19 protein-coding genes are annotated in these 23,717 nt (G+C 64.8%); 9 read left to right on the forward strand and 10 right to left on the reverse strand.

Annotated features, from left to right (window positions below; genetic code table 11):
- Nucleotides 1-90: 90 nt before the first annotated feature.
- A complete protein-coding gene (locus tag MNBBLIKP_RS15390) occupies nt 91-1,125 on the forward strand; it encodes a LacI family DNA-binding transcriptional regulator (RefSeq protein ID WP_088311151.1) in 1,035 nt (344 codons plus the stop codon).
- 82 nt (nt 1,126-1,207) lie between these two features.
- Nucleotides 1,208-2,686 (forward strand): MFS transporter, encoded by a 1,479-nt coding sequence (locus tag MNBBLIKP_RS15395; RefSeq protein WP_088311152.1) that lies wholly within the window; start codon nt 1,208-1,210, stop codon nt 2,684-2,686.
- 2 nt (nt 2,687-2,688) lie between these two features.
- On the opposite strand, the gene MNBBLIKP_RS15400 is transcribed toward MNBBLIKP_RS15395, so the two are convergent.
- The 5 genes from MNBBLIKP_RS15400 to MNBBLIKP_RS15420 all read right to left on the reverse strand — a co-directional run bounded on the left by MNBBLIKP_RS15400 (nt 2,689) and on the right by MNBBLIKP_RS15420 (nt 9,249).
- A complete protein-coding gene (locus MNBBLIKP_RS15400) occupies nt 2,689-4,632 on the reverse strand; it encodes a TonB-dependent receptor domain-containing protein (protein WP_088311153.1) in 1,944 nt (647 codons plus the stop codon).
- A gap of 87 nt (nt 4,633-4,719) precedes the next feature.
- Nucleotides 4,720-5,274, reverse strand: a complete 555-nt coding sequence (locus tag MNBBLIKP_RS15405; RefSeq protein WP_088311154.1) for a VOC family protein — start codon at nt 5,272-5,274, stop codon at nt 4,720-4,722.
- On the reverse strand, nt 5,271-6,371 hold the full coding sequence (hppD, locus tag MNBBLIKP_RS15410; RefSeq protein ID WP_088311155.1) for a 4-hydroxyphenylpyruvate dioxygenase: 1,101 nt from the start codon (nt 6,369-6,371) through the stop codon (nt 5,271-5,273). The genes MNBBLIKP_RS15405 and hppD overlap by 4 nt, the downstream gene beginning before the upstream one ends.
- Before the next feature lie 201 nt (nt 6,372-6,572).
- On the reverse strand, nt 6,573-7,559 hold the full coding sequence (locus tag MNBBLIKP_RS15415) for an agmatine deiminase family protein (protein ID WP_088311156.1): 987 nt from the start codon (nt 7,557-7,559) through the stop codon (nt 6,573-6,575).
- 4 nt (nt 7,560-7,563) lie between these two features.
- A complete protein-coding gene (locus tag MNBBLIKP_RS15420; protein WP_088311157.1) occupies nt 7,564-9,249 on the reverse strand; it encodes a M28 family metallopeptidase in 1,686 nt (561 codons plus the stop codon).
- A gap of 92 nt (nt 9,250-9,341) precedes the next feature.
- Between MNBBLIKP_RS15420 and MNBBLIKP_RS15425 the strand changes: the two genes are divergently transcribed.
- From MNBBLIKP_RS15425 to MNBBLIKP_RS15450, 6 genes are all read left to right on the forward strand, one after another.
- Nucleotides 9,342-12,053, forward strand: coding sequence for a bifunctional [glutamine synthetase] adenylyltransferase/[glutamine synthetase]-adenylyl-L-tyrosine phosphorylase (locus MNBBLIKP_RS15425; protein ID WP_088311158.1), 2,712 nt, complete (start codon nt 9,342-9,344; stop codon nt 12,051-12,053).
- Nucleotides 12,053-12,526 carry a peroxiredoxin gene (locus MNBBLIKP_RS15430; RefSeq protein WP_088311159.1) on the forward strand — a complete coding sequence of 158 codons (474 nt, stop codon included), beginning with the start codon at nt 12,053-12,055 and terminating at the stop codon, nt 12,524-12,526. Before MNBBLIKP_RS15425 ends, MNBBLIKP_RS15430 begins: the two co-directional genes overlap by 1 nt.
- Complete coding sequence (locus tag MNBBLIKP_RS15435; RefSeq protein ID WP_088311160.1) at nt 12,523-13,320, forward strand: ferritin-like domain-containing protein; 798 nt, start codon at nt 12,523-12,525, stop codon at nt 13,318-13,320. Before MNBBLIKP_RS15430 ends, MNBBLIKP_RS15435 begins: the two co-directional genes overlap by 4 nt.
- A 109-nt stretch (nt 13,321-13,429) precedes the next feature.
- Nucleotides 13,430-14,194 carry a M23 family metallopeptidase gene (locus MNBBLIKP_RS15440; RefSeq protein ID WP_254913079.1) on the forward strand — a complete coding sequence of 255 codons (765 nt, stop codon included), beginning with the start codon at nt 13,430-13,432 and terminating at the stop codon, nt 14,192-14,194.
- Nucleotides 14,195-14,569: 375 nt separating this feature from the next.
- Nucleotides 14,570-16,123, forward strand: coding sequence for an acyl-CoA synthetase (locus MNBBLIKP_RS15445; protein ID WP_088311161.1), 1,554 nt, complete (start codon nt 14,570-14,572; stop codon nt 16,121-16,123).
- Nucleotides 16,124-16,147: 24 nt separating this feature from the next.
- Entirely contained in the window at nt 16,148-17,449 is a 1,302-nt protein-coding gene (locus MNBBLIKP_RS15450) for a cytochrome P450 (RefSeq protein WP_088311162.1), read from the forward strand.
- Here the strand turns inward: MNBBLIKP_RS15450 and MNBBLIKP_RS18120 are convergent.
- The 5 genes from MNBBLIKP_RS18120 to galU all read right to left on the reverse strand — a co-directional run bounded on the left by MNBBLIKP_RS18120 (nt 17,446) and on the right by galU (nt 22,301).
- Nucleotides 17,446-17,604 (reverse strand): hypothetical protein, encoded by a 159-nt coding sequence (locus MNBBLIKP_RS18120; protein WP_176399798.1) that lies wholly within the window; start codon nt 17,602-17,604, stop codon nt 17,446-17,448. The genes MNBBLIKP_RS15450 and MNBBLIKP_RS18120 overlap by 4 nt on opposite strands.
- A gap of 60 nt (nt 17,605-17,664) precedes the next feature.
- Nucleotides 17,665-19,344, reverse strand: a complete 1,680-nt coding sequence (locus MNBBLIKP_RS15455) for a methyl-accepting chemotaxis protein (protein ID WP_088311163.1) — start codon at nt 19,342-19,344, stop codon at nt 17,665-17,667.
- A gap of 149 nt (nt 19,345-19,493) precedes the next feature.
- On the reverse strand, nt 19,494-20,186 hold the full coding sequence (locus MNBBLIKP_RS15460) for a pentapeptide repeat-containing protein (RefSeq protein ID WP_088311164.1): 693 nt from the start codon (nt 20,184-20,186) through the stop codon (nt 19,494-19,496).
- A gap of 360 nt (nt 20,187-20,546) precedes the next feature.
- Complete coding sequence (locus MNBBLIKP_RS15465; RefSeq protein WP_088311165.1) at nt 20,547-21,332, reverse strand: enoyl-CoA hydratase/isomerase family protein; 786 nt, start codon at nt 21,330-21,332, stop codon at nt 20,547-20,549.
- 60 nt (nt 21,333-21,392) lie between these two features.
- Entirely contained in the window at nt 21,393-22,301 is a 909-nt protein-coding gene (gene galU / locus MNBBLIKP_RS15470) for a UTP--glucose-1-phosphate uridylyltransferase GalU (RefSeq protein ID WP_088311197.1), read from the reverse strand.
- 124 nt (nt 22,302-22,425) lie between these two features.
- On the opposite strand from galU, the gene murA reads away from it, so the two are divergent.
- Nucleotides 22,426-23,709 (forward strand): UDP-N-acetylglucosamine 1-carboxyvinyltransferase, encoded by a 1,284-nt coding sequence (gene murA / locus MNBBLIKP_RS15475; RefSeq protein ID WP_088311166.1) that lies wholly within the window; start codon nt 22,426-22,428, stop codon nt 23,707-23,709.
- The last annotated feature ends 8 nt before the right edge of the window (nt 23,710-23,717 follow it).

The following is a 23,717-nucleotide window of genomic DNA, read 5'->3' on the forward strand; positions in this document are numbered from 1 at the left end:
CCAATGGCTCCGGCTTGCCCTGCGGTATTGCCGGGCCTAGTCTGACATGGTTCCGGAACCAGCTTGGCATGGTGCGGAAGGGGAGGAAACATGGGGCGCAAACGGTCGAACAAGCCGACCAGTTTTGACATCGCCTATCGCGCCGGGGTGTCCCAACCCACGGTCAGCCGCGCGTTGCGCGGGTCCAAATCGGTCAGTCTTGCCACCCGTCAGCGGATCGAAGCGATCGCGCGTGAGCTCAACTATTCGGTCGACAAGAACGCCTCATCGCTGCGCTCGCAGCGGTCCAACACGATCGCGCTGCTGTTCTTTGAAGAACAGACCACGGACGATTCGAAGATCAACCCGTTTTTCCTCGCCATGCTGGGGTCGATCACCCGGCAATGCGCCAATCGCGGGCTGGACTTGCTGATTTCGTTCCAGAAGATGGAAGATGATTGGCACGTCAGATACCAGGACAGTCACCGGGCCGATGGGCTGATCCTGCTCGGCTATGGGGACTACACGCTCTACGAAAGCCGCCTGACCGAACTGGTCGAGCATGGCACCCAGTTCGTGCGGTGGGGGTCGGTGCAGGAAGACAACATCGGGGTCACGGTGGGTTCGGACAATCTGGGCGCCGGGCGGCAGGCGGGCGAGCACCTGCTGGCGCGGGGACGGCGGCGGATCGCCTTTCTGGGCCAGGCGGACGAACACTATCCCGAATTCGCCGACCGCTATCGCGGGCTTTGCGCGGCGCTGGCCGCTGCCGGGATTGCAGTGGATCCGGCCTTGCAGGCTGACGCGCTGAGCCTTGAGGATTCGGGCCGCGCCGCGGTGCGCGCGCTGATCGATGCGGGAACCGGTTTTGACGCGGTTTTTGCCGCCAGCGATCTGATCGCGATCGGCGCGATGCGCGAACTGGCCGAAGCGGGTCTGTCTGTGCCGCAAGACGTGGCCGTGGTCGGCTTTGACGATCTGCCCGCCGCCAGCATGACCAATCCGCCGCTGACCACCCTGATGCAGGACCTGCGGGGCGCAGGCGAATTGCTGGTTGAAACCCTGGTTGCCGAAATCGAGGAACGCGAACCGCCGCCGCGCACCTTGCCTGCGCGGCTGGTCGTGCGGCGCAGTTCGGGGGACTAGGTCCGATTTGCGTATTCGTATGCGTGTTGCCCGGCGCGCGGCGGCATGCGAACCCCGGCAGATACGGGGAGAGGACAAGGCCATGGAAAAACCGCGCCAGAATTGGGCCGGGCTGTGCAACATCAGCTTCGGGTTCTTCGGTATCCAGATCGGCTTTGCCTTGCAGAACGCCAATATGAGCCGGGTGTTCCAGTCGCTGGGGTCGAGCATCGATGACTTGCCCGCGCTGTGGATCGCCGCGCCGCTGACCGGGCTGCTGGTCCAGCCGGTGATCGGCCATCTGAGCGACAAGACCTGGCTGGGCCGGCTGGGGCGGCGGCGGCCGTTCTTTCTGGCCGGGGCGCTGCTGGCAGCCTTGTCGCTGGTCCTGATGCCGCAAAGCACCATGCTGCTGTCGGCGGCCATGCTGCTGTGGCTGCTCGATGCCAGCCTCAATGTGGCGATGGAACCGTTCCGCGCCTTTGTGGGCGATATGCTGCGCAAGGATCAGCACACTGCCGGATATGGCGTGCAGACTGCCTTCATCGGGGCGGGGGCAGTGGCGGGATCGCTGTTCCCCTACCTGCTCGATCACTTCGGCGTGTCGAACGAAGCGCCGCTGGGGGCGATCCCCGATACGGTGCGCTATTCGTTCTGGGCGGGCGGTGCGGCGCTGCTGGGGGCAGTGCTGTGGACCGTGCTGACCACGCAGGAATACTCGCCCGATCAGCTCCGCGCCTTTGGCGAGGCAGAGGAAGCCGCAGTGCCGGGGCCGGACCTTGCCGCACGCAGCCTGCTTACTGCGCTGCCCTGGCTGGTGGCCGGCGCGCTGGTTGCCGGGGCAACGCGGCACTGGGCGCTGAAGCAAGAGGTTTACCTGCTCGGCGGCTTGCTGGCCGGTTATGGCCTTGCCACCATGGCCGCGATCCTGCTGGCGCGCGCGGGCCGGGCGCAATCGATGCTGGCCAGCATTGTCGGTGATTTTTCAGGCATGCCTCCGATCATGCGGCGGCTCGCGGTGGTGCAGTTCTTCAGCTGGTCCGCGCTGTTCATCATGTGGATCAACACCACCCCGGTGGTGGCACAGAGCTTTTTCGGATCGGGCGATCCGGCCAGCGCCGCCTATCAACAGGGCGCCAACTGGGTGGGAGTGCTGTTCTCGGTCTATAACGGGGTTGCTGCCGTTGCGGCGCTGACTTTGCTGCCGTGGTTATCGCGCCGGATCGGGCAAGTCCGAACCCATGCGCTGTGCCTGCTGGCAGGGGCACTGGGCTATGCCAGCTTCTTTGTCCTGCGCGATCCGCAGCACTTGTTGCTGAGCGAAGTGCTGGTCGGGATTGCCTGGGCTTCGATCCTGGCCATGCCGTACGCAATCCTTGCCAGCAGCCTGCCGCAGGCCAAGCTGGGAATCTACATGGGCCTGTTCAATGTCTTCGTGGTGGTGCCGCAATTGCTGGTCGCGACGGTGATGGGATCGATCATGCAGGCTTGGTTCCCCGGCGAGCCGATCTGGACCATGGCTTTTGCGGCGGGCACACTGGTTCTCGCGGCTGTGGCCACGTTGCGGGTGGAGAGGTCCTGACTCTAAAAATCCGCCGCCAGTTGCAAGGTCAGGGTGCGCGGGGTGGTATAGGTGAAGCCGCCGCTGGTGCTGACCTGCCAGCCGTAATTGTTGAACGCGTTGAGCAGCACCGGACGCAGCAACCAGTCTGCTCCGGCCGCCTTGAAGCGATAGCGTGCGCCCAGGTTTACCGTGGCACGCGCCGGGGCGTAGAGCGTGTTGGCCGAATTGCCGACCCGGCCGGACAAGCTTTCCAGCGCCAGATCAAAGCTTAGCGGGCTTTTCCCGTGATCGAGCCGCCAATCCAGGTTGGCTGCGCTGCGACGGCGGATCTGGCCGACCGGACGCACGCCGATCAGTTTTGCCTCAACCGCCTCTCCGGAAATGCGCGGATCGAGCAGCATGGTCCCGCCAACCAGCGTCAGCCCGGGCGCCAGCTGCCCCGTCAGCGACAGTTCGATGCCCTGGTTGCGCAGTTTCCCCAGCTTGCGATAGCGCAGCGCCGGATCGAGGTTGAAGTAAGGCTTGGTGATCTTGAACAGCCCCGCGATCAGCGTCAGGCGCGGGGTAACGGAATACTTGATCCCGGCTTCAATCTGCCGCGTGTGGATCGCGGCCGGGGCTTCGGCGCGATTGGTCGCGATGTCGGGGGCGATCAAGGCTTCTTCCTGACCGTGACTGACCCCGGCATAGATCATCAGGCTGTGCGCCGGGTTCCACGACCCGCCCAGATTGAACAGCAGCGGGTGATCGCGCGTGATCGGATCGGCCAGCGCCGGATTGGCAAAGTCGATTGCCTTGCGATAGTTGCTGGTCGAAACCCCGGCGTCGAAGCTGAACCCGTGCGCCGATACCAACGACCAGGCCAGGCCATAGGTCAACTGGCGCACACGGTCCTGGTTCTTCGGGCCGATCGTGATCACCGGTTCGGGACGGGGATCGGGAGCCAGCACGGTGCTGGGTCCCAGCAACACGGTCTGCGCCCCGCCAAACCGCCGGTCGCGCGCGCGGCCGCGCAGCGATGCCGTCAGCTGCTGGCTGATGCTGCCGCTGGTCCAGCGCTTTACCAGCCGCATTTCGCCCGAAAGCGATCCATCGCGGCTGTCGGCATCGGCCACGATCCGGTGGCTGGCCACCGTACCGTCGTGCTGCACCCCGGCCATGATGTCGGCAAAGACGCTGTGCTGGTCACGCAGGCTGTAAAACAGGCCAGCTTCCGCCCGCAGTCCGCCCAGCGGCGCCTTGATCACGGCTCCGGCGGTCCACAGATCCTGGCTGCGTGATGTCCAGTCCTGCGCATGGTTTTCGCCACGCTTCAGCTTGGGCGGCAGGGCTGTGCCAGCCGGGAAATAGACGGGCACGGCCTCGTCACTGCGATAGATGAAATCGCCTCCAAACAGCAGCACCTGCGTGTCCGGGGAAGGCCGCCAGGCGAGCGTTGCCCCGACCGTGCGGTAACGCGATTGGCCACCTTCAAACCGCTGCGCGTTGCGCCAGCCGAACCCGCCCGACAGGCCCAGCCGCTCACCATCAAACGGCTGCTTGAATTCAAACGACCCGCCCATGCCGCGGGCATTGGACGAGCCCTGTTCCAGGTTGAGCGAATAGATCGGCTTGCCGTGTGGCTGGGTCAGCGAATAGTCGACCAGGCCGGTGGGCGCGGGGAAGGGATAACGCAGCGTGGCGGGGCCAACGCGGATTGTGTTGCCATCGACCAGGCGTGATGAAATGCGGTCCACCTGATCGAAGTACAGCCCTTCCAGCCGGACATTCCCAGCGTCGACCGGGTTGAACCCGCGCACGTCTTCGCTGTTGTAGAGCCCGGTCTTCTCGCTGCCGACCGAGCGGCCGAAAGCATCGCTCGACTGCGTGGTCGCATTCTCGCTTGCGCGTTGGGCCAGCGCGGCATGTGGCGTCATGGCGAGCGTCAGCCCGGTCAGGCCCCCGATGATGAAAAGCGAACGCACGGCGATGCCCTTAGCCGGTTATGTCCGGTTGGAAAGGGCAATTTGGTGCCGTTCGTCGATCCAATATGACTGGCAGGTGATCTGCCCTCAGCGGTCACCCCGCTCGGCCGGATCTTCGTGCAGCCAGGCGGCGTGACGCGGAGCGCGCTTGGTCTGGCTCCATTCCTCCAGCATCGCCGGGGCCAGTTCGCGCAGCTGCGCATATTGGTCCGGCGTGCCGATGTTGCAGGCCAGTTCCAACCGGTGACCATTGGGATCGAAGAAATAGATCGAGCGGAAAATGCCGTGCCAGGTCGGCCCCAGCACGTCGATCCCCTGCGCCTCGATATGCGCCTTGGCGGCAAGCAGTGCGGCTTCGTCCGCCACTTCGAAGGCGAGGTGCTGGACCCAGGCCGGGGTGCCCGGATCTCGGCCCATTTCCGGCTGCTGCGGCAATTCGAAAAAGGCAAGCACGTTACCCCCGCCGCAGTCGAGGAACACGTGCATGTAGGGATCGTCTTCGCCGGTGGATGGCACGGTGTCCTCGGCAAAGGCGGTGGTATAGGTCATGCCCAGCACGCGGGCGTACCATTCCACCGTCTCTTTCGCGTCGCGGCAGCGATAGGCGACGTGGTGGATGCGCTGGAGGACGGGGACGGTCATTCGCCTGCTCCTTCCACCTGCAGCGCTCCGCGCCGCAGCTGGTCACGCTCCATGCTTTCGAACAGGGCAGTGAAGTTGCCTTCGCCAAAACCTTCATCCTTCTTGCGCTGGATGAATTCGAAGAACACCGGGCCGACCATCGTTTCGGAAAAAATCTGCAGCAGCAGCCGGGGATCGCCCGCCGTGGTCGAGCCATCGAGCAGGATGCCGCGCTGTTGCAGTTCTTCCACCGGCTCGCCGTGGCCGGGCAGCCGCTCGGCCAGCATTTCGTAATAGGTGGCAGGTGGCGGCGTCATGAAAGGGGTGCCCAGCGTTTTCAGCTTGTCCCAGCAGCCCAGCAGATCATCACAGGAAAAGGCGATGTGCTGAATCCCCTCGCCATTGTAGGCGCGCAGGAATTCCTCGATCTGGCCGCCGCCGCTGCGGCCTTCCTCGTTCAGCGGAATGCGGATCTTGCCATCGGGCGCGGTCATCGCCTTGCTGGTGAGGCCGGTATATTCGCCCTTGATGTCGAAATAGCGGATCTCGCGGAAACCGGCGATCCGTTCATAGAACGCCGCCCAATGCGCCATGCGTCCGCCATAGACGTTGTGGGTCAAGTGATCGATCGTGTGGAATCCCGCGCCCTTGGGGTGGCGATCGACGCCGGGCAGATAGACGAAGTCGATGTCGTAGATCGAAAGATCGCCCGCTTCCTGCCCGTCATAGCGGTCGATCAGGTAGATGATCGACCCGCCGATCCCGCGGATCGCAGGCAGGCGCAGTTCCATCACCCCGGTGCGGCTTTCCACCGGCTCCGCCCCGCGTTCCAGCGCCAGCTTGTACGCCTTGGCCGCATCCTTGACCCGCCAGCCCATGCCGCAAGCCGAAGCGCCATGTTCTGCGCCGAACCACGCTGCCGGGCTGCGCGGCTCGTAATTGGCAATCAGGTTGATCGCGCCTTGCCGCCACAGTTGCACGTCTTTCGAACGGTGCTGCGCGATCAGCGTAAATCCCATCGCCGCGAAGACCGGTTCCAGCACACCCTTTTCGGGTGCGCAGAATTCGATGAATTCAAAGCCGTCGAGGCCAAGGGGGTTGTCGAACAGGTCGGCCATGGCGGCGCGTGCTCCAATGCATGAAAGTTGCAAATGAAACTATATCGAGGGAGGGAGGGAGTCAAGCGCAGGGTGGGCACGGGATGGCGTCCTCGACCTCCAATTGACCACCCAAGCACCGTTCGTGTCGAGCGAAGTCGAGACACGCCGCGCGAGGTGTCTCGACTTCGCTCGACACGAACGGAGGAAGGGATGCTCCGGTTACAGCACCGGCATCTGCTGGCTGGCGCAGTGGAAGCTGCCACCCCCCGCCAGCACGGCATCGGCGAGAATTCCCACCACCTCGCGGTCGGGGAACAGTTCGGCGATCGCCGCCACGCCGTCCGCATCGTGCCGGGTGCCATAGGTTGGCACCACCACCAGTTTCGAGGAGATGCAGAAGTTCATGTAGCTGGCCGGTTCGATCCGCCCGTCCGTCTCGACCCGCCCGGGCGAAGGCACCTCGCGCACCGCCACACCGAACGCTTCGGCCCGCGCCCTGGCATCGGCATAGATCGCGGCATTGGGATCATCCGCCCCGGTTGCGCGGGGCAGGGCCAGCACGTTCGGGGCGACGAACCGGGCCAGGTTGTCAACGTGGCCATCGGTATGATCGTTGATCAGGCCATCCCCCAGCCACAGCACCCGGTCAAACCCCAGGTCGCGCGCCAGCCGGTCTTCAAGGTCTGTGCGTGACAGGCCGGGATTGCGGTTGGGATTGAGCAGGCATTGCTCGGTCGTCGCGACCAGCCCGGTGCCGTCACTGTCGAGCGCGCCGCCCTCCAAAATCCAGTCGCAAGCCTCAACTGGCAAGCCGGCGCTTGCTGCCAGCTGCGCCCCGATCTCCTGATCCCCGTCCATCAGGTACTTGCCGCCCCAGCCGTTGAAGCCGAACCGCCGCGCCACCTGGCCGGTGCCATCCTGCACCACCAGCGGTCCGGTATCGCGCAGCCAGACATCGCCATAGCGCCGCACTTCCAACGTGACTGCCGCAGAGCAGAGCGCCCGCGCCCGCGCCGCGTTGACCTCATTGCGCACGATCAGCCGCACCGGCTGGCCGCTATCCGCCACCGCGCTGGCAAATTCCGCGATCTGCTCTTGCGCGCGGCCAAGGAAACCCGGCCATTCGACCGGATCGTGCGGAAAGCCCACCCACAGCCATTGCTGCGGATGCCATTCGGCAGGCATCCGCAAAGTCGCTCCGGTCATGGCTCTACTTTCCGCTGCGGCTCTTGTCGCGCACCGCCCGGAATTCGTCGGTGGGGTGCCAGTTGGGCCAGTCGCTGGTCATGGCCAGCTGGCGGCCCAGCCGGTAATAGAGTTCGCCTTCCTGCAGGATGCCCGACCAGTCCCACTTGCCGTCGAACTGATCGCTCGGCTGGTGGTAGTCTTCCTTGACGTATTTGCCCGCCACTGCATCCGATGCCGCCTTGCCACCCGGCACCCAGTCCCCGCCGCGGCCAACGGCAAACATCGGTACGCCGCGCTTGGCCAGGCTGAAGTGGTCGCTGCGGTAATAGTGCCCGCGCTCGACATGGTCCTCGGGGCTTTCATACAGCTTCATCGCGGCCATCGTGGCCTTGAGATAGCGGGTCAGCTCGTTCTTGTCGCCGCCGGTAACCTGAACGTCCTTGGCCGGGCTGCCCGGCGCGATCGCATCCATGTTGACCCCGCCGACCGTCCTGGCCAGCGGATAGACCGGGTTCTGGGCATAGTATTCGCTGCCCAGCAGGCCCGATTCCTCCAGCGTCACCGCCAGGAACACCTGGCTGCGATCAGCCGCCCCGGCCTTGACGTTGGCCTGGGCGATCCCGGCCAGCAGCGCGGTGCCGGTGGCGTTATCGACCGCGCCGTTGCAGATGTCGTCACCATGGGCATCGGCCTTGCACCGGCCAAGGTGATCCCAGTGCGCGGTATAGAGCACATATTCATCTGCGCGCTTTTTGCCGGGCAGGATGCCGATGACGTTGTGCGACATCGCCTTGCGGATCTGGTTGTCGAACCGGGTGCTGGCCTTCAGCCCGAGCGGCACCGGCTTGAAGCCCTTCTGCTTGGCGGCGGCGACCAGCGCGGTCAGGTTCTGACCCGCCGCGCTGAAGATCTGCTGCGCCGCATCGCCCTGGATCCAGCCGTTGAACTGGGTCTGGTCCATCGCGTCGTTCGGTTTCTGGACAAAGTACTGTGCCCCGGTCCAGCTCGATTCAACCACGTTCCAGCCATAGGCGGCAGGGAAGGTATCGTGCACGACCAGCGCCCCGGCGGCGCCCTGGCGCGCGGCTTCCTCGAACTTGTAGGTCCAGCGCCCGTAATAGGTCATCCGGCGGCCCTTGAAGAGGCCCTGTTCCGTGGCGGTTTCATAGTCCGGATCGTTGACCAGAATCACCGCGATCTTGCCCTTCATGTCGATCCCGGCATAGTCGTTCCAGCCCAGTTCCGGGGCGTTGATGCCAAACCCCACGAACACCAGCTCCGCATCGCTGACTGCGGTTTGGGGCGCAACACGGTACGATCCGGCGACGAAATCCTTGCCCGGGGCGAACAGCATGGTCTGCTTGCCGCCGGTTACCGCCAGCCCGGCCTGGTTCTGGGCGGTGATCTCAACGGTGGGAACCTCCTGCGTCCAGCTGCCGTTGTTGCCCGGCTGCAGTCCGGCGGCCTTGAAGCGTTCGATCAGGTAGGCCACGGTCTTGTCCTCACCCGCTGTGCTGGGCGCGCGGCCTTCGTAGGCGTCGGACGACAGGGTGCGGACCATGTCTTCCAGCCCCCGCTGCTCGATCGGCACGGGGGTGACATTGGGCACAGGCAAGGGCTTGGCCGCCACCGGGGCGGACAGGGCAAGGGCAAGTGCGATCACGGACAGGCGATAGGACACGGCGGATACCTCATTGATCTTCATCATTGCCCCGGCTTGGCAGAGCAGGGCAGGGCGATCAAGGGCATGGCTCGACGAATGACTTGATTGGCCGACGGGGGACAGGCAGGCAGGACGTGATGGATGTGAACTGGACCGAAGCTGTCGAACGCGCCCGCGCGCATGCGCCGTTCCTTGCCCACGGGCTGGCCAAGCTGCCCGCGCTTGAGGCTTTGCTGGCCGCCGGGCAGGGCGAAGCCGCGCTGGCCTGGGCCAAGGCAGCCGGCGCCGATGCGCCGGATGTGGCCAGTGCGCTCCGGCGGGAAAAGCTGGCTCTGGCGGTCGCGCTGGCAGTGGGTGATCTGGCGGGGGCGTTCCCCTTGCTGCAAGTCACCGGCGAACTGTCCGCCTTTGCCGACCGTGCGCTGAACACCGCGATTGCCGAGGCGATCCATCGCCGCGTGCCCGATGCGCCCAATCAGGGCTTCATCGCGCTGGCACTGGGCAAGCACGGGGCGCAGGAACTGAACTACAGCTCCGACATCGATCCGATCCTGCTCTATGATCCCGCCCGCCTGCCTCGGCGCGAGCGTGATGAGCCTGGCGAGGCAGCGCAGCGCGTCGCGCGCACGCTGATGGAACTGATGAGCCACCAGACCGAAGATGGTTATGTCTTTCGCGTCGATCTGCGCCTGCGCCCCGCCAGCGAGGTCAGCCCTTTGGCAATTCCGGTGGAAGCAGCACTCAGCCATTACGAAAGTTCGGCGCTGGCGTGGGAGCGCGCCGCCTTCATCCGCGCCCGCGCCTGTGCGGGGGATGTCGCTGCGGGGGAACAGTTCCTCAGCTGGATTCGGCCGTTCGTCTGGCGCAAGAGCCTCGATTTCGGGGCGATTGCCGAAATCGGGCGGCTGACCCAGCGGATCCGCGCCAACCACAGCGGCCCCACCCGGCCCGGCCCCGGCTTTAACCTCAAGCAAGGACGCGGCGGCATCCGCGAGGTCGAATTCTTCGCCCAGACCCATCAGCTGATCCACGGCGGGCGCTATCCCGCGATCCGGCTGCGCGGCACCCGGGCCAGTCTTGATGCGCTGGCTGGTTGCGGGCTGATCGATCCCGCCGATGCGCGGCTGCTGGGGGACAGTTATGACCGGCTGCGGGTGATTGAGCACCGGCTGCAGATGGTGGCTGACCAGCAAACCCATTCGCTGCCCGATGATCCGGCTGCGCTGGACAATGTCGCCCGGCTCGATGGTTTGCCCGATGGGGCGGCGCTGGTGGCAGAACTGGATGCGATCACCGAGGCGGTCGGGCAGCGCTATGACCGGCTGATCGCACAGCATGCCGGGGAAGGGGACACGCTGGTCGCCGTGGCCCCGCGCGGGGGTGAAGCCCTGGAGGCCGAGCTGGCGCGGCTGGGCTTTGCCGACCCCGCCGAACTGAGCCAGCGGATCACCGGCTGGCGTGACGGCAAATTGCGCGCGCTGCGCAGCGAGGCGGCACGCGCCGCCTATGATGCGATCCAGCTGCCCCTGCTGACCGCACTGGCCAAGGCACCAGAACAGGACCGTGCGGTGGGGCGGTGGGAGCAATTGCTGGCCAACCTGCCCAGCGCAGTCAATCTGTTCCGCCTGCTGGAAGCGCGTCCCGCCTTGCTGGAACTGCTCGCCCGGATCCTCAGCCTGGCCCCGCCGCTGGCCGATGCGCTGGCGCGGCGGGCAGACCTGCTTGATCCGCTGATCGATGCCACCGCGTTTGACCTGCCCGGCAGCGTGGTGGACCTGTCGGCCGAATTTGCCGCCGGAGAGGACGCTGCGGATTACCAGCAATTGCTCGATCATGTTCGCCGCAAGGTTGGGGAACGGCGCTTTGCCCTGGGTGTGCAGCTGATAGAAGGGGTGGGCGATCCGATGGCGGTCGGCCAGGGGCTCAGCCGCGTGGCCGAAGCCGCGCTGGATGTGCTGGCCCGCGCCGCGATTGCCGAATTCGAACGGATTCATGGCAAAGTGCCGGGCGGGGAACTGGTGGTGATGGGCTATGGCCGCCTGGGCGGCGGGGCTCTGACCCACGCCTCGGACCTCGATCTGGTCTTCCTGTTCACCGGTGATCACGCGGCGGAAAGCGATGGAGCACGGCCGCTGGGCGCAACGCTCTATTTCAACCGGCTGGCCCAGCGGGTGATTGCCGCGCTTTCCGTCCCCACTGCGGAAGGCGCGTTGTATGAAGTTGATACCCGGCTGCGTCCGTCTGGCGCGCAAGGCCCGATCGCGGTCAGTCTTGACAGTTTCGACCGCTATCAGCGCGAAGCGGCCTGGACCTGGGAACATATGGCGCTGGCCCGCAGCCGTGTGCTGTTTGGCTCTGCTCCGGCCCGGGCCGAATTGGAACGGATCGTGCGCGAAGTTCTGTTGCTGCCGCGCGACCCGGTGAAGCTGCGCACGGACGTGCTGGGGATGCGCGCGACCATGGCTGAGCACAAGCCGGCGAAAGGCCCGCTTGATGTCAAACTGGCACGTGGTGGGCTGGTCGATGTCGAATTTCTGACCCATTACCTGCAATTAGGGACGCATGTGGCGCTGGTTCCGGCCATCCCGGCAGCGCTGGCAGAGCTGGGCGCGGCAGGCTTGATGTCTGACGAAATGCTGACAGCCCATGCCACGCTGGGCCGGTTTCTGATCGCCGCACGGCTGCTGGCTCCCGATGCCGAACTGCCCCCGCCCGCCGCGCGCGCGGTGCTTGCCAAGGCCTGCCAATGCCGCGATTGGGAGCACCTGCTTGCCGCGCTTGGCGAATCGCGCGCCGCCGTTGCGCGGGCCTGGGCGGCCAATTTTGAAGAGACCCTGGAGCTGGACTGATGAGCAAGAGTGCCAATGTGGGTGAAAAATTGCCCGACATCGCCCTGACCGCGCCCGATGGCAGCGCGGTCAAGCCTTCCGATTTCGCCGGAAAGAAGCTGGTGCTGTTCTTCTATCCCAAGGACGATACCCCTGGTTGCACCACTGAAAACATCGATTTTTCGGCGCTGGCGGATGATTTCGCGAAAGCCGGAACCGCCCTGCTCGGGATCAGCAAGGACAGCCCGGCACGGCACCAGAAGTTCGCGGCCAAGCATGGCCTCAGGGCTCCGCTGGCGACCGATGCCGAAGCTGGCGGGCTTTCGGACGAATTGGGAATCTGGACCGAAAAGCAGAACTATGGCCGCACTTATCTGGGCATGGTCCGCACCACGTTGCTGGTCGCCGCCGATGGCACGATTGCGCGGGTGTGGAGCAAGGTAAAGGTCAAGGGCCACGCTGCCGAAGTGCTGGAGGCGGCGCGGGCGTTGTGACTTGCGTTGCTGCGGCAATCCGTGCCGCACTGCTGCTTTCGGACCCGGCCGCCAAGGCTTTTGCCGCGCGGGCCGTGGCGCGCGATTGGGGTCTGGGGCGGCTGGACTTTGCCTTTGACTGTGCCATGCCGGATGAACCGGGCCGCCCCGCTGCGCCCGAACTGCTCCCGCCCAAACTGATGCCCAAACGCCGCAAGGCCGGATCGGACCGGGGCCGGATCGCGCTGTGGCATGCCCTGGCGCATATCGAATTCGTGGCGATCGATCTGGCGCTGGATATGGCCGGGCGGTTCGGGGCAGAGATGGGGCCGCAATTCGTCACCGATTTCCTGCGGGTCGCAGCGGATGAAGCGATGCATTACGCGCTGATCGCGCGGCATTTGCGCAATATGGGCAGCCATTACGGCGCACTGCCCGCGCATGGCGGGCTGTGGGATGCCGCGCATGAGACGCGCCACGATGTGGCGGCGCGACTGGCGGTGGTGCCAATGGTGCTCGAAGCGCGGGCGCTGGATGTCACCCCGGCCACGCTGGCGCGGGTCGAGGCAAGCGGGGATGAGCGCGGCGCGCGCATTCTGAAACGAATCCTTGACGATGAAATTCGCCACGTTCGATTCGGCTCAACGCATTTCATCGCAGTTGCTGCGCAGCGCAGCGAATCTGCGGAAATCCTATGGAAAAGGCTGGTTACGCGCCATTTCAGAGGTGCCGTTAAGCCACCGTTCAACGACTCGGCGCGGCTCGAAGCCGGTTTACCGCGCGAATTCTATACCGGGGTTGCGCAATCGGATTGAGCCCGGCACACCCCGATCCAACGAGACGGCGGGGGGTCCGACCATCTCAAATGTTAGGGTTCGCACGTAGTAGTCCGATCCGGTCGCTACGTTGAGACAAGGTGTTTTTGTGGTCGCTATCGCGCTTTTTGCCAAGTTCCGTTCGGTCGCCGCGCTTGCCGCAGCTGCCGCCAGCCTGGCCTTTCCCAACCTTGCCATGGCCAACAGTGCTGCCGCCAACGCGGACATCACTGCGCCGCTGCGTGAAGCCCGCGCCGCCAAAGTTGTCCCGAACAACGATGAAGAATTCCGCCGCCTGTTTGCGGGCTGGAAGTCGCTCGATGCCCGCAACGGCGCGATGGTGACCCCGGTGATGACCGCAAGCAAGGCTGCCAACCCCGGCCTGGTCACCACGCCGATGGCTCCGGCCGGTTCCACTTTTGCCGTGCCCACCCGGGTCGCGATTCCTTCGATCAATCCGGTGGGCGGCGCTGCGCTGACCAGCGGCTTTGGTCAGCGCTGGCACCCGGTGCTCGGCGGCCGCCGCGCGCACAAGGGTGTTGATCTGGCCCAGCCGACCGGCACTCCGGTTCGCGCCACGGCCGATGGCGTGGTCAGCAAGGCTGACTGGTTCAGCAGCTATGGCCTCTATGTCAGCCTTGAACACGGCGGCAACATCGAAACCCGTTATGGCCACATGTCGCGCCTCAACGTTGCGGCCGGACAGAACGTCCGCAAGGGTGACGTGATCGGCTATGTCGGCTCGACCGGTCGTTCGACTGGCCCGCACCTGCACTATGAAGTCCGCATTGCCGGCACCGCCGTCAGCCCGATCCCCTACATGCAGGGCGGTTCGGCGGCTGACGTGGCGATCGACATCGGCGGTTCGAAGTAACACAAGTTCTTCCGCGCATCCGGGCGGAAGCCCCGGAGCGGGGTTTCAGCTTCGGAGAGGATGCTGGGAAAAGGGCGACGGCGATGCCGTCGCCCTTTTCTGTTGTGGGCCAAACAAGTCCCTCTCCATTTTTGGCGAATGCCACAAATGGGGAGGTGGATCGCCGCAGGCGAGACGGAGGGGTAATGGCGCAAGGGTAACGGCCCCTCCGTCATTTGCTGCGCAAATGCCACCTCCCCATTTGCGCTACGCGAAAATGGAGAGGGATTGACGGCTTGAAACGTCGGCTTGCCCACCTTCCCCATTGCATCATTTAATCGAACGGTTAAACTTCTCCCAAAGCGGCGAAATGCCGCAACCGGAGAGTGATTCACCATGCATCCTTCAATCCATGCGCAAACCAATCCCGACAAGCCCGCGATCATCATGGGCAGCAGTGGTGAGGTGATAACCTATGGCACGCTGGATGCCCGTTCCAATCAGGTGGCGCAGCTGATCCGCAGCCAGGGGATCCAGATTGGCGATACCGTGGCGGTATGTCTGGAAAACCACCCGTGGTATTTCGGCCTGACCTGGGGCGCGCAGCGGGCGGGGGTGCATTATGTCTGCATTTCCAGCCGCCTGACCGCGCCCGAAGTGGCCTATATCCTTGAGGATAGCGGCGCCAAGCTGCTATTCACTTCGTCTTACCTCGCCCCGGTGATGGATGAAGTGGCCAAGCTGGTGCCAGGCCTGCCGCAGTTGCGGTTTGGCACCGAGGGGGCCGGATCGGCCGAGGCCGCGCTTGCCGCGCAGCCGGCCACGCCGATTGCGGATGAGCGCGCCGGGGTCGACATGCTCTATTCCTCAGGCACCACGGGGCGGCCCAAAGGTGTCAAGATCGCACTGCCGGATGATCCCGCAATCGCGCAAAGCAATTCGCTGGTCGATCTTGCCCGGATGGCCTTCGGAATTCAGGAGAGCGGGGTCTATCTCTCGCCTGCGCCGCTCTATCACGCCGCGCCGCTGCGCTGGTCGATGACGGTTCACAAGATCGGCGGGACCGTGGTGGTGATGGAACGCTTCGACCCCGAAGATGCGCTGGCGATGGTCGAAAAATACAAAGTCACCGACAGCCAGTGGGTGCCGACGCATTTCGTGCGCATGCTCAAGCTGCCCGAGGACGTGCGCAAGAAGTACGACGTTTCCACCCTCAAATGCGCGATCCACGCCGCCGCGCCGTGCCCGGTGCCGGTCAAGCACGCGATGATCGACTGGTGGGGCCCGGTCCTGTTCGAATACTACGCCGGGACCGAGGGCAACGGCTTTACCTTCATCTCCAGCCCCGAATGGCTCCAGCGCCCCGGCTCGGTCGGCCGCGCGCTGACCGGGATCGTGCGGGTCTGCGATGAAAATGGCGATGAAGTGCCGCGCGGCACCGAAGGGCAGATCTTTTTCGAGCCGACCGACACTGCCGCCAAGCCGTTTGAATACCACAACGATCCGGTCAAGACCGCCGAAAGCCGCAACAAGCACGGCTGGACCAGCCTGGGTGATGTGGGGATCCAGGATGAGGAAGGCTATGTCTTCCTGACCGACCGCAAGAGCTTCATGATCATCGCCGGGGGGGTCAACATCTACCCGCAAGAGATCGAGAACCTGCTGATCACCCACCCCAAAGTGGCAGACGTAGCGGTGATTGGCGCGCCCGATCCGGACATGGGGGAAAAAGTCGTCGCGGTGGTCCAGCCCGCGAACATGGCCGAAGCCGGACCCGCGCTGGCCGAGGAACTCAGCACCTGGCTCGCCCCGCAGCTCAGCCGCGTGAAAATGCCGCGCCAGATTGATTTTCGCGAGCAGCTGCCGCGCGAACTGACCGGCAAGCTCTATAAGCGGCTGCTGCGCGATGAGTACAAGGAAGCCTATGAAAAGGCGCAGGCCACCGCCTGACGCCTCCTCCCGGGAGAAAAGCAGATGACCGTACCCGTTGCCGCGCCCGATGTGGCGCGGGCCGTGATCGATCCGAACAGCTATGCGGGCTGGGATCCGCTGCTCGACCTGTTCGACCGGATCCGCGCCGAAAGCCCGGTGCTGCGGATCGTCTCGCCCGAGGACAGCCACGAACCGTTCTGGCTGATCACGCGCTATGACGATGCGATGCGCATTTCCAAGGAGAATGCGCTGTTCCTCAACGCACCGCGCCCGACAGTCTTTACCGACCGGGCCGGTGAAGCCTTCGCCCGCCAGTTCACGGCGCAGCAGGGCGAGGAAAGTCCCAATCTGGTCCAATCGCTGGTGCAGATCGATGCGCCCAAACACCCCAAATTGCGCCGCCTGACGCAGGATTGGTTCATGCCCAAGAACCTGCGCAATATCGAAGCGAGCATCCGCGAACTTGCCGTCAAAACTGTTGACCGCCTGATCGCGGCCGGGGGCGAAGTGGACTTCGTCAAGGAAGTCGCCGCGCCCTATCCGCTGCATGTCGTGATGCAGATCCTGGGCGTGCCCGAGGAGGATGAGGGGCGGATGCTGTTTCTGACCCAGCAGATGTTCGGCGGGCAGGATGAAGAGCTCAACAAGTCCGGCATGGCCAACCTTACCCCGGAACAGATCACCCAGATCGTGGTCGGGGCTGTCGCCGATTTCGAAGCCTATTTCGAAAGCCTGGCTGCCCGCCGCCGCGCCGAGCCAACCGGCGATGTCGCGACAATCCTGGCCAATGCCACGATCGATGGGCAGCCGCTCAGCCGGCGGGACCTGGCGGGTTACTACATCATCACAGCCAGCGCCGGGCACGATACCACCAGCGCTTCCACCGCCGGGGCGATGCTGGCGCTGGCGCGTGATCCGGAACAGTTCGCCAAGGTCAAGGCCGACCGCAGCCTGCTGCCCAATATCGTCGAGGAGGCAATCCGCTGGACCACCCCGGTCCAGCACTTCATGCGCATGGCGGCCGAGGATACCGAGATTTCAGGCGTGAAAGTGGCCAAGGGCGACTGGCTGATGATCAACTATGTCGCCGCCAACCACGATCCGGCGCAGTTCGACAACCCACGCAAGTTCGATGTGACCCGTGACCAGACCCGCCACCTGGCGTTTGGAGCCGGGGCGCACCAGTGTCTGGGGCTGCATCTGGCACGGCTGGAGATGCGGCTGCTGTTCGAAGCCCTGCTTGACCGGCTGGACAGCGTTGAACTGGCCGGTGAACCGCGCCGCGCGAAGAGCACATTTGTCGGCGGGCTCAAAACCCTGCCGCTGCGGATCACCGCGAGCTAAGCGGCCTTGGGCAGCGGCTCGGCCTCATCCGGCCGGGCGCTGGGGCGGTCTGGCCGCAGCGCCAGCACTTTGGAGTGCTGGCCCCAGTCAGCGGGAATGCCAGGGATCGCGGCGTACCAGCGGATCCAGTCGAATGCGGTGGTTTCGGTCTGCATGTCCAACCTGTGCGCACATGATGTTGCAACGGTGTGACGGGTACGGATTGGTATGAGCCCTCAAAACTCCGTAAAGTCATCGAAGTCAGGCGCGAGGGCCAGGTTGCCCTGCACGGTGGGGACGGCCACTTTGCCGCGCGCGGCTTCGGCCTTGCGGGCCAGCGCGGGGCTGGGGATCGGGTGGTTGGCCGGTGCGGCAGAGACCTGAAAGCGTGAAACCAGGCTGATCAGCTGGCCGCTTTCACTGGCCAGACTGGAAGTGGCAGCGGTGGTTTCTTCGGCCATGGCTGCGTTCTGCTGGATCATGCCCGACATCGCGCCGATCTTGCCCGCCAGCTCGCCAAACAGCTTGCCAGTTTCGGCTACCAGCGCCACCCCGCCTGCAACATGGCCGGTGCTGGTGTTGATCAGGCCCTTGACGCTGGCCGCCGCATCGGCGGTGCGCTGGGCCAGCGCGCGGACTTCGGTGGCGACCACGGCAAAGCCCTTGCCTGCATCCCCGGCACGCGCTGCTTCAACCCCGGCGTTAAGCGCCAGCAGGCTGGTCTGAAACGCGATCGCATCGATCAGATCGATGATCTTGGTGATTTCGCCGGTCGACTGTTCGATTTCGGCCATGGCCTGGGTGGCGCGGCGCACCACTTGCCCGCCCGCTTCGGCTTCGCGGTGGGCGGCGTCAACTGCGGCAGCCTGCACTTCGTTGCGCTGGGCAAGATCGTCAGAGGCTTCGCGGATATCGGAAATGCCGTGGGTCACGGTTTCCGCACCGATCCGAACCTGGCTCATCGCTTCGGACAGCGCTTCGACCGCGCGGTTATAGTTGCGGCGCAGCTCTTCATAGCCGCCGGGCAGGGGATCGCTGATCCGCCATTCCAGATCCTGCACTGCCAGCCGGGCGAGCGCGGCGTTCAGCTGGGAAACGGCGGCCTGCTGTTCCAGCTCGGCTGCCTGTTTGGCCCGGCCATTGTCCTGAAACACTGCCGCGGCATCGATCATTTCGGCAATTTCGGCGCTCTGCCCCACATTGTCGAAGCGTTCGTTCAGGTCACCCTGAGCCATCCGGCGCAGCGAGGCCGCGGTCGAAGCGATCGGTTTGACCACCGAACGGTTGATGAAAATCAGCACGGCGCAAACCGAAACCGCTTCGACCAGCGCACTGAACAATTGCAGGAACGTGGCAAATCCCAGGCTGGCATCGGCCGCGTCAACCTTGCTCTGCAGTTCACCTTGCAATGCCTTGGTCAGATTTTCCTGCACCCCTTCGAATTCGTCAAAGGCGGAATTGAACCCGGCCATGGCGCGCTCGGCAGTTTCACCGCCGCGCAGTGCGGCTGCGCCCTGATCGGCGGCGCGGCGATAGGCGGCTGCGCCATCCTGAACCGCCTTGACCGGCCCGGCGATCGCCTCACCGTGGGCCAGATCGTTGGCTTCGGCCAGTGTCTTGTCGAGCCGGTCCAGATGTCCGGCCAGATCCTTTTCCAGCACCGCCGCCCGCGCCGTATCACCCGTGCCACGCGCGGCGACCAGTTCCAGCATGTCACCGCGCACCGCATCGTGCATCATGTCGCTTTCCATCTGCGCAACCTGCGCCTCGGCGATCTGGCGTTGTTCGCGGGCGTTCCAGCTCAGCGAATACTGCAGATAGATTCCGACCAGGCACTGCATCGCACCCACGGCGGCCAGCGCACAAAGGCTGATGGTCAGGCGGCGTTTGATCGTGCTGCGCGGCTTGTTGGTCATGGATCTGTTTCCCCACGAAGGCCCCCATCGACAGCCGACAGGTGCAATGCTTTCGCCTCCAGTCCTAACAAGACAGGGTTAAGCCCGGCATCGCGGCGGGATAAGGGGAAGTCCGGATCGGGGGGCACCGCGAGCGGTCACCAGGCTACTTAGCGCACGTTGAGCCCAAGTTCGCCGAGCAATTGCCCGGCCTGTTCGCGAGAGATTGTGGCGCCGCGGAACAGGCCGGCGTCGATCAGGCGCAGGCCGCCAAGATCCACGCCGCGCAGGTCCGCACCCTCGAAGCGAGAGCCCGCGACCATGGCATCGCGCAGGCTGCACTGTTCGAACAGAGTCATGCGGAAATCGCTTTTGCGCAGGTCCGCGCCAGAGAAATCGACGCGGCGCAGGCTTTCCTTGCGGAAATCGAATGCGGGCAGTTTGGCGCTGATCAGCAGCACTTCTTCAAACTGGATGTGCATGGCGCGGGCTTCGGTAAAGTCGGCTCCGGTGAATTTGCAGCCGGTCAGGCGGGCCGAGGTAAGGGCCGCGCGGCGCATCGAGCAATTGTTGTAATCCCCCCCGGTGAACACCGCCTCGGCCAGATCCGCGCCGGAAAAGTCGGCAAAGGGTGCGCGGCAGCCCTGCCAGATCGTTCCTTCCAGCCGGGCGCCGGACAGGCTGCTGCGGCGCAGGTTGCAACATTCAAAGCGCCAGCGGCCGAGATCGAGCCCGGACAGGTCCGCTGCTTCAAGATCGCAATCAATCAGGTGGCGCGGGGCCGGGCCGATCAGCGATTGGACATCGGCCCGCGCCAGGGTGGCGGCCACAGTGGCAGGGGGCGCGGCGAAGAGATCATCCATGGCCGGTGGTCTAGCGCTGCAATACGCCGGGCACCAGCAAGCGCCTGTCCGGCATCCCCGGTTGTGGCGCGGCAGCCCGGTGGACCGGGGCGCGCAGGCGCATGCAGAACTTTCCTACAAGCCGCGAATCTGCGATAAGCATGAAGCTCTTTGACATTGTCGTTTCCGCCGCAACAGGCCTGCGCCATCTGGCGGATTCCGGCCGGAATGCGCAATTTTTCCAAAAAGCGTGAATGTGTCACCCTTTTTGGGCTTAAGTGTTTGGTATTTAAGCGGTAAATCAGGGTTACAGGTTGGCCCGATCTGTCACCTTTGTGTCACCTTGTCACCCGCTGTGTCACCTCGCGCGGGGCGGGCGCGCTAACGCCCGGAAAACTGCGCCGGGCGCTTTTCCAGGAAGCTCTTGATGCCTTCCTGAAAGTCTTCGCTGGCAAACAGCGGCAGCAATTGCAGGTAGACGTGCTGGACGTGGGTAGGAAAGCTTTCCTCCAGCCCCATCCGCATCATCCGCTTGGCCGAAGTGACCGCAAGCGGGGCATTGGCGGCAATTTCGGCGGCCATGTGCATGGCTTCGGCCTGAACCTGGGCGCTGGGGACGGTCCGATTGACCAGCCCTTCGGCCAGGCATTCGGCAGCGCTGAGAGTGCGGCCGGTGAAGATGATCTCGCTCGCCTTGGCCCAGCCGATCATCCGGGGCAGGAACCAGGTTCCCCCGCTTTCGGGAACCACTCCGCGCTTGACGAAAGCCGGGGCCAATTTGGCATCTTCGGCCATGATCCGGATATCGCAGCCGAGCGCCAGGTCCATGCCATAGCCCGCCGCCGAACCATTGAGCGCGCAAATCACCGGCTTGTCGATTTCATGCAGCACCGTGGGCGGGGTGTTGCGCAGGTCCAGCGTGGCGGCGAAGCTGCTGCCGGTGCCGATCCCGGTGCCGCTGGCCGCTTCGTTGAGGTCAAGCCCGGCGCAGAAGGCGCGGCCGGTGCCGGTGAGCACGACGACGCGGACCTCTGGGTCTTCGTTGGCGCGGGTCAGGGCGGCGCAAAGCTCGTCCAGCATCGCGCGGCTGATGGTGTTGAGCCGCTCCGGACGGTTGAGCGTGATCGTCGCCACGTGATCGTGGGCGGTGTATTCCAAGGCGGCCATCTGGTCCTCTCCGGCAGTCGTTGTGGCTACCTTAGAGGTCGAGGGCGGCGGGGCAAGGGGTCAGCTGAGCCCGAGCAGCCGCATGGCGATGGCGCGGACGTCCTCGGCCATGTCCTCGCGTTCGAGGGCGAGGGCGAGGGTTGCTTCGACCATGCCGGTCTTGCTGCCGCAGTCATAGCGCTTGCCCGCGAAAGTCACCGCGTGGAACGGCTGCTGTCCGATCATCCGCGCCATCGCGTCGGTCAGCTGGATTTCTCCGCCTGCGCCCTTGCCTTGCCCTTCGAGCACCCGCATCACTTCGGGCTGAAGGATGTAGCGGCCCGAGATGATCAGGTTGCTGGGCGCTGCTTCGCGCTTGGGCTTTTCGACCAGCCCGGTTACTTCGGTCAGGGCGCCCCCACTGCCCAGATGCCGGGCGCCGGGGGCGATCACGCCATAAGAGGACACTTCCTCTTCCGGCACTTCCAGCACCGAAATCAGATTGCCGCCCACTTCGTTATAGGCCTCGACCATCTGCTTCATGCAGCCGGTAGAGCCCTTGTTGGCGATCATCAGTTCGTCGGGCAGGAAGATCGCGAAGGGTTCATCCCCGACAATCGCCCGCGCGCACCAGATCGCGTGGCCCAGGCCCAGCGGCACCTGCTGGCGCACGGTGACCAGGTTGCCAGGCTGGATCCGGGTGGGTTCCAGCACTTCGAGCGTCTTGTCACGCTCTTTCATGGTGGTTTCCAGCTCGAACGCCATGTCGAAATGTTCGACAATCGCGGTCTTGCCGCGGCCGGTCACGAAGATCAGCTGTTCGATCCCCGCCTCGCGCGCTTCGTCCACCGCGTACTGGATCAGCGGGCGGTCGATCACCGGCAGCATTTCCTTGGGGATTGCCTTGGTCGCGGGGAGAAAGCGGGTGCCCATGCCGGCCACGGGGAACACGGCCTTGCGGATTGGCTTGCGGGGTGCAGCGTTGGTCATGGCGGGGCCTTTAGCGGGTTCGTGTTGCAGCAGCGTTAAGGGCAAGCCCGGCGTCAATGCAACCTTGCTGTGCATAGGGATGCACGGCGCTTGCCGCCCCCGCAAATCCGTCTAAATCGGTGCCATGGACAAGATCATCATCGAGGGCGGCAAGAAGCTGTCCGGCACCATCCCGATTTCCGGCGCCAAAAACGCGGCGCTGACCCTGTTGCCCTGCGCGCTGCTGACCGAGGAGCCGCTGACCCTGCGCAATCTGCCGCGGCTGGCGGATATCGACGGGTTCCAGCACCTGATGAACCAGTTTGGCGTTTCAACCGCGATCGCGGGCAGCCGGCCTGAAGATTTCGGCCGGGTAATGACGCTGGAAGCGACCCGCATCACCAGCTCGGTCGCGCCTTATGAACTGGTTCGCAAGATGCGCGCCTCGATCCTGGTGCTGGGCCCGATGCTGGCGCGGATGGGGGAAGCAACGGTTTCGCTGCCCGGCGGCTGTGCCATCGGTAACCGCCCGATCGACCTGCACCTCAAAGTGCTCGAAGCGATGGGCGCGACGATCGAACTGGCGGCGGGCTATGTGAAAGCGATTGCGCCCGATGGCGGGCTGCCCGGCGGGCGCTATGCCTTCCCGGTGGTTTCGGTCGGCGCGACCGAGAATGCGCTGATGGCCGCTGTGCTGTGCACCGGCAAGACCGTGCTGCACAACGCTGCGCGCGAGCCGGAAATTGTCGATCTGTGCCGCCTGCTGGTGGCGATGGGGGCGCAGATCGAAGGGATCGGCACCAGTGACATCACCATCCACGGCGTCCCCCGCCTGCACGGCGCGACCTACCGGGTGATGAGCGACAGGATCGAAGCCGGATCCTATGCCTGCGCCGCCGCGATCACCGGGGGCGATGTGTTCCTGAAACACGCCGTGGTCGATGAAATGGACGCCACGGTGCAGGCGCTGCGCGACGCCAATGTCTTCGTCGAACCGCGTGACGGCGGGCTCTATGTCGCGGCGCAAGGGCCGATGAAAGCAGTGACCCTCTCGACCGCGCCGTACCCCGGTTTCGCCACAGACATGCAGGCGCAGCTGATGGCGATGCTGTGCCTGGCCGAAGGCAGCTCGGTGCTGACCGAGACGATCTTCGAAAACCGCTACATGCACGTCCCCGAACTCAGCCGTATGGGCGCGCATATTGAAACCAAGGGCCGCACCGCGATTGTTCATGGGGTCAAGCAACTGACCGGCGCCGAAGTGATGGCCACCGACCTGCGCGCCTCGATGAGCCTGGTGATCGCCGGGCTGGCGGCCCAGGGCGAAACCCAGGTCCACCGCCTCTACCACCTTGATCGCGGGTATGAGCGGCTGGAGGAAAAGCTGGCGCTGGTGGGCGCGCAGATCGAGCGGGTTGGCGGGGATTGATCCGGGTT

This window comes from Novosphingobium sp. B 225, assembly GCF_002198665.1.
Classification (GTDB): Bacteria; Pseudomonadota; Alphaproteobacteria; order Sphingomonadales; family Sphingomonadaceae; genus Novosphingobium.

What these genes read in the sequence shown, in the direction of transcription:
- MNBBLIKP_RS15390 (WP_088311151.1), top strand. Translation starts at nt 91, where the DNA reads ATGGGGCGCAAACGGTCGAACAAGCCGACCAGTTTTGACATCGCCTAT.
- murA (WP_088311166.1), top strand. Translation starts at nt 22,426, where the DNA reads ATGGACAAGATCATCATCGAGGGCGGCAAGAAGCTGTCCGGCACCATC.
- MNBBLIKP_RS18120 (WP_176399798.1), bottom strand. Translation starts at nt 17,604, where the DNA reads ATGCAGACCGAAACCACCGCATTCGACTGGATCCGCTGGTACGCCGCG.
- MNBBLIKP_RS15455 (WP_088311163.1), bottom strand. Translation starts at nt 19,344, where the DNA reads ATGACCAACAAGCCGCGCAGCACGATCAAACGCCGCCTGACCATCAGC.
- MNBBLIKP_RS15445 (WP_088311161.1), top strand. Translation starts at nt 14,570, where the DNA reads ATGCATCCTTCAATCCATGCGCAAACCAATCCCGACAAGCCCGCGATC.
- galU (WP_088311197.1), bottom strand. Translation starts at nt 22,301, where the DNA reads ATGACCAACGCTGCACCCCGCAAGCCAATCCGCAAGGCCGTGTTCCCC.
- MNBBLIKP_RS15430 (WP_088311159.1), top strand. Translation starts at nt 12,053, where the DNA reads ATGAGCAAGAGTGCCAATGTGGGTGAAAAATTGCCCGACATCGCCCTG.
- MNBBLIKP_RS15460 (WP_088311164.1), bottom strand. Translation starts at nt 20,186, where the DNA reads ATGGATGATCTCTTCGCCGCGCCCCCTGCCACTGTGGCCGCCACCCTG.
- MNBBLIKP_RS15405 (WP_088311154.1), bottom strand. Translation starts at nt 5,274, where the DNA reads ATGACCGTCCCCGTCCTCCAGCGCATCCACCACGTCGCCTATCGCTGC.
- MNBBLIKP_RS15465 (WP_088311165.1), bottom strand. Translation starts at nt 21,332, where the DNA reads ATGGCCGCCTTGGAATACACCGCCCACGATCACGTGGCGACGATCACG.
- MNBBLIKP_RS15420 (WP_088311157.1), bottom strand. Translation starts at nt 9,249, where the DNA reads ATGATGAAGATCAATGAGGTATCCGCCGTGTCCTATCGCCTGTCCGTG.
- MNBBLIKP_RS15450 (WP_088311162.1), top strand. Translation starts at nt 16,148, where the DNA reads ATGACCGTACCCGTTGCCGCGCCCGATGTGGCGCGGGCCGTGATCGAT.
- MNBBLIKP_RS15425 (WP_088311158.1), top strand. Translation starts at nt 9,342, where the DNA reads ATGGATGTGAACTGGACCGAAGCTGTCGAACGCGCCCGCGCGCATGCG.
- hppD (WP_088311155.1), bottom strand. Translation starts at nt 6,371, where the DNA reads ATGGCCGACCTGTTCGACAACCCCCTTGGCCTCGACGGCTTTGAATTC.
- MNBBLIKP_RS15415 (WP_088311156.1), bottom strand. Translation starts at nt 7,559, where the DNA reads ATGACCGGAGCGACTTTGCGGATGCCTGCCGAATGGCATCCGCAGCAA.
- MNBBLIKP_RS15395 (WP_088311152.1), top strand. Translation starts at nt 1,208, where the DNA reads ATGGAAAAACCGCGCCAGAATTGGGCCGGGCTGTGCAACATCAGCTTC.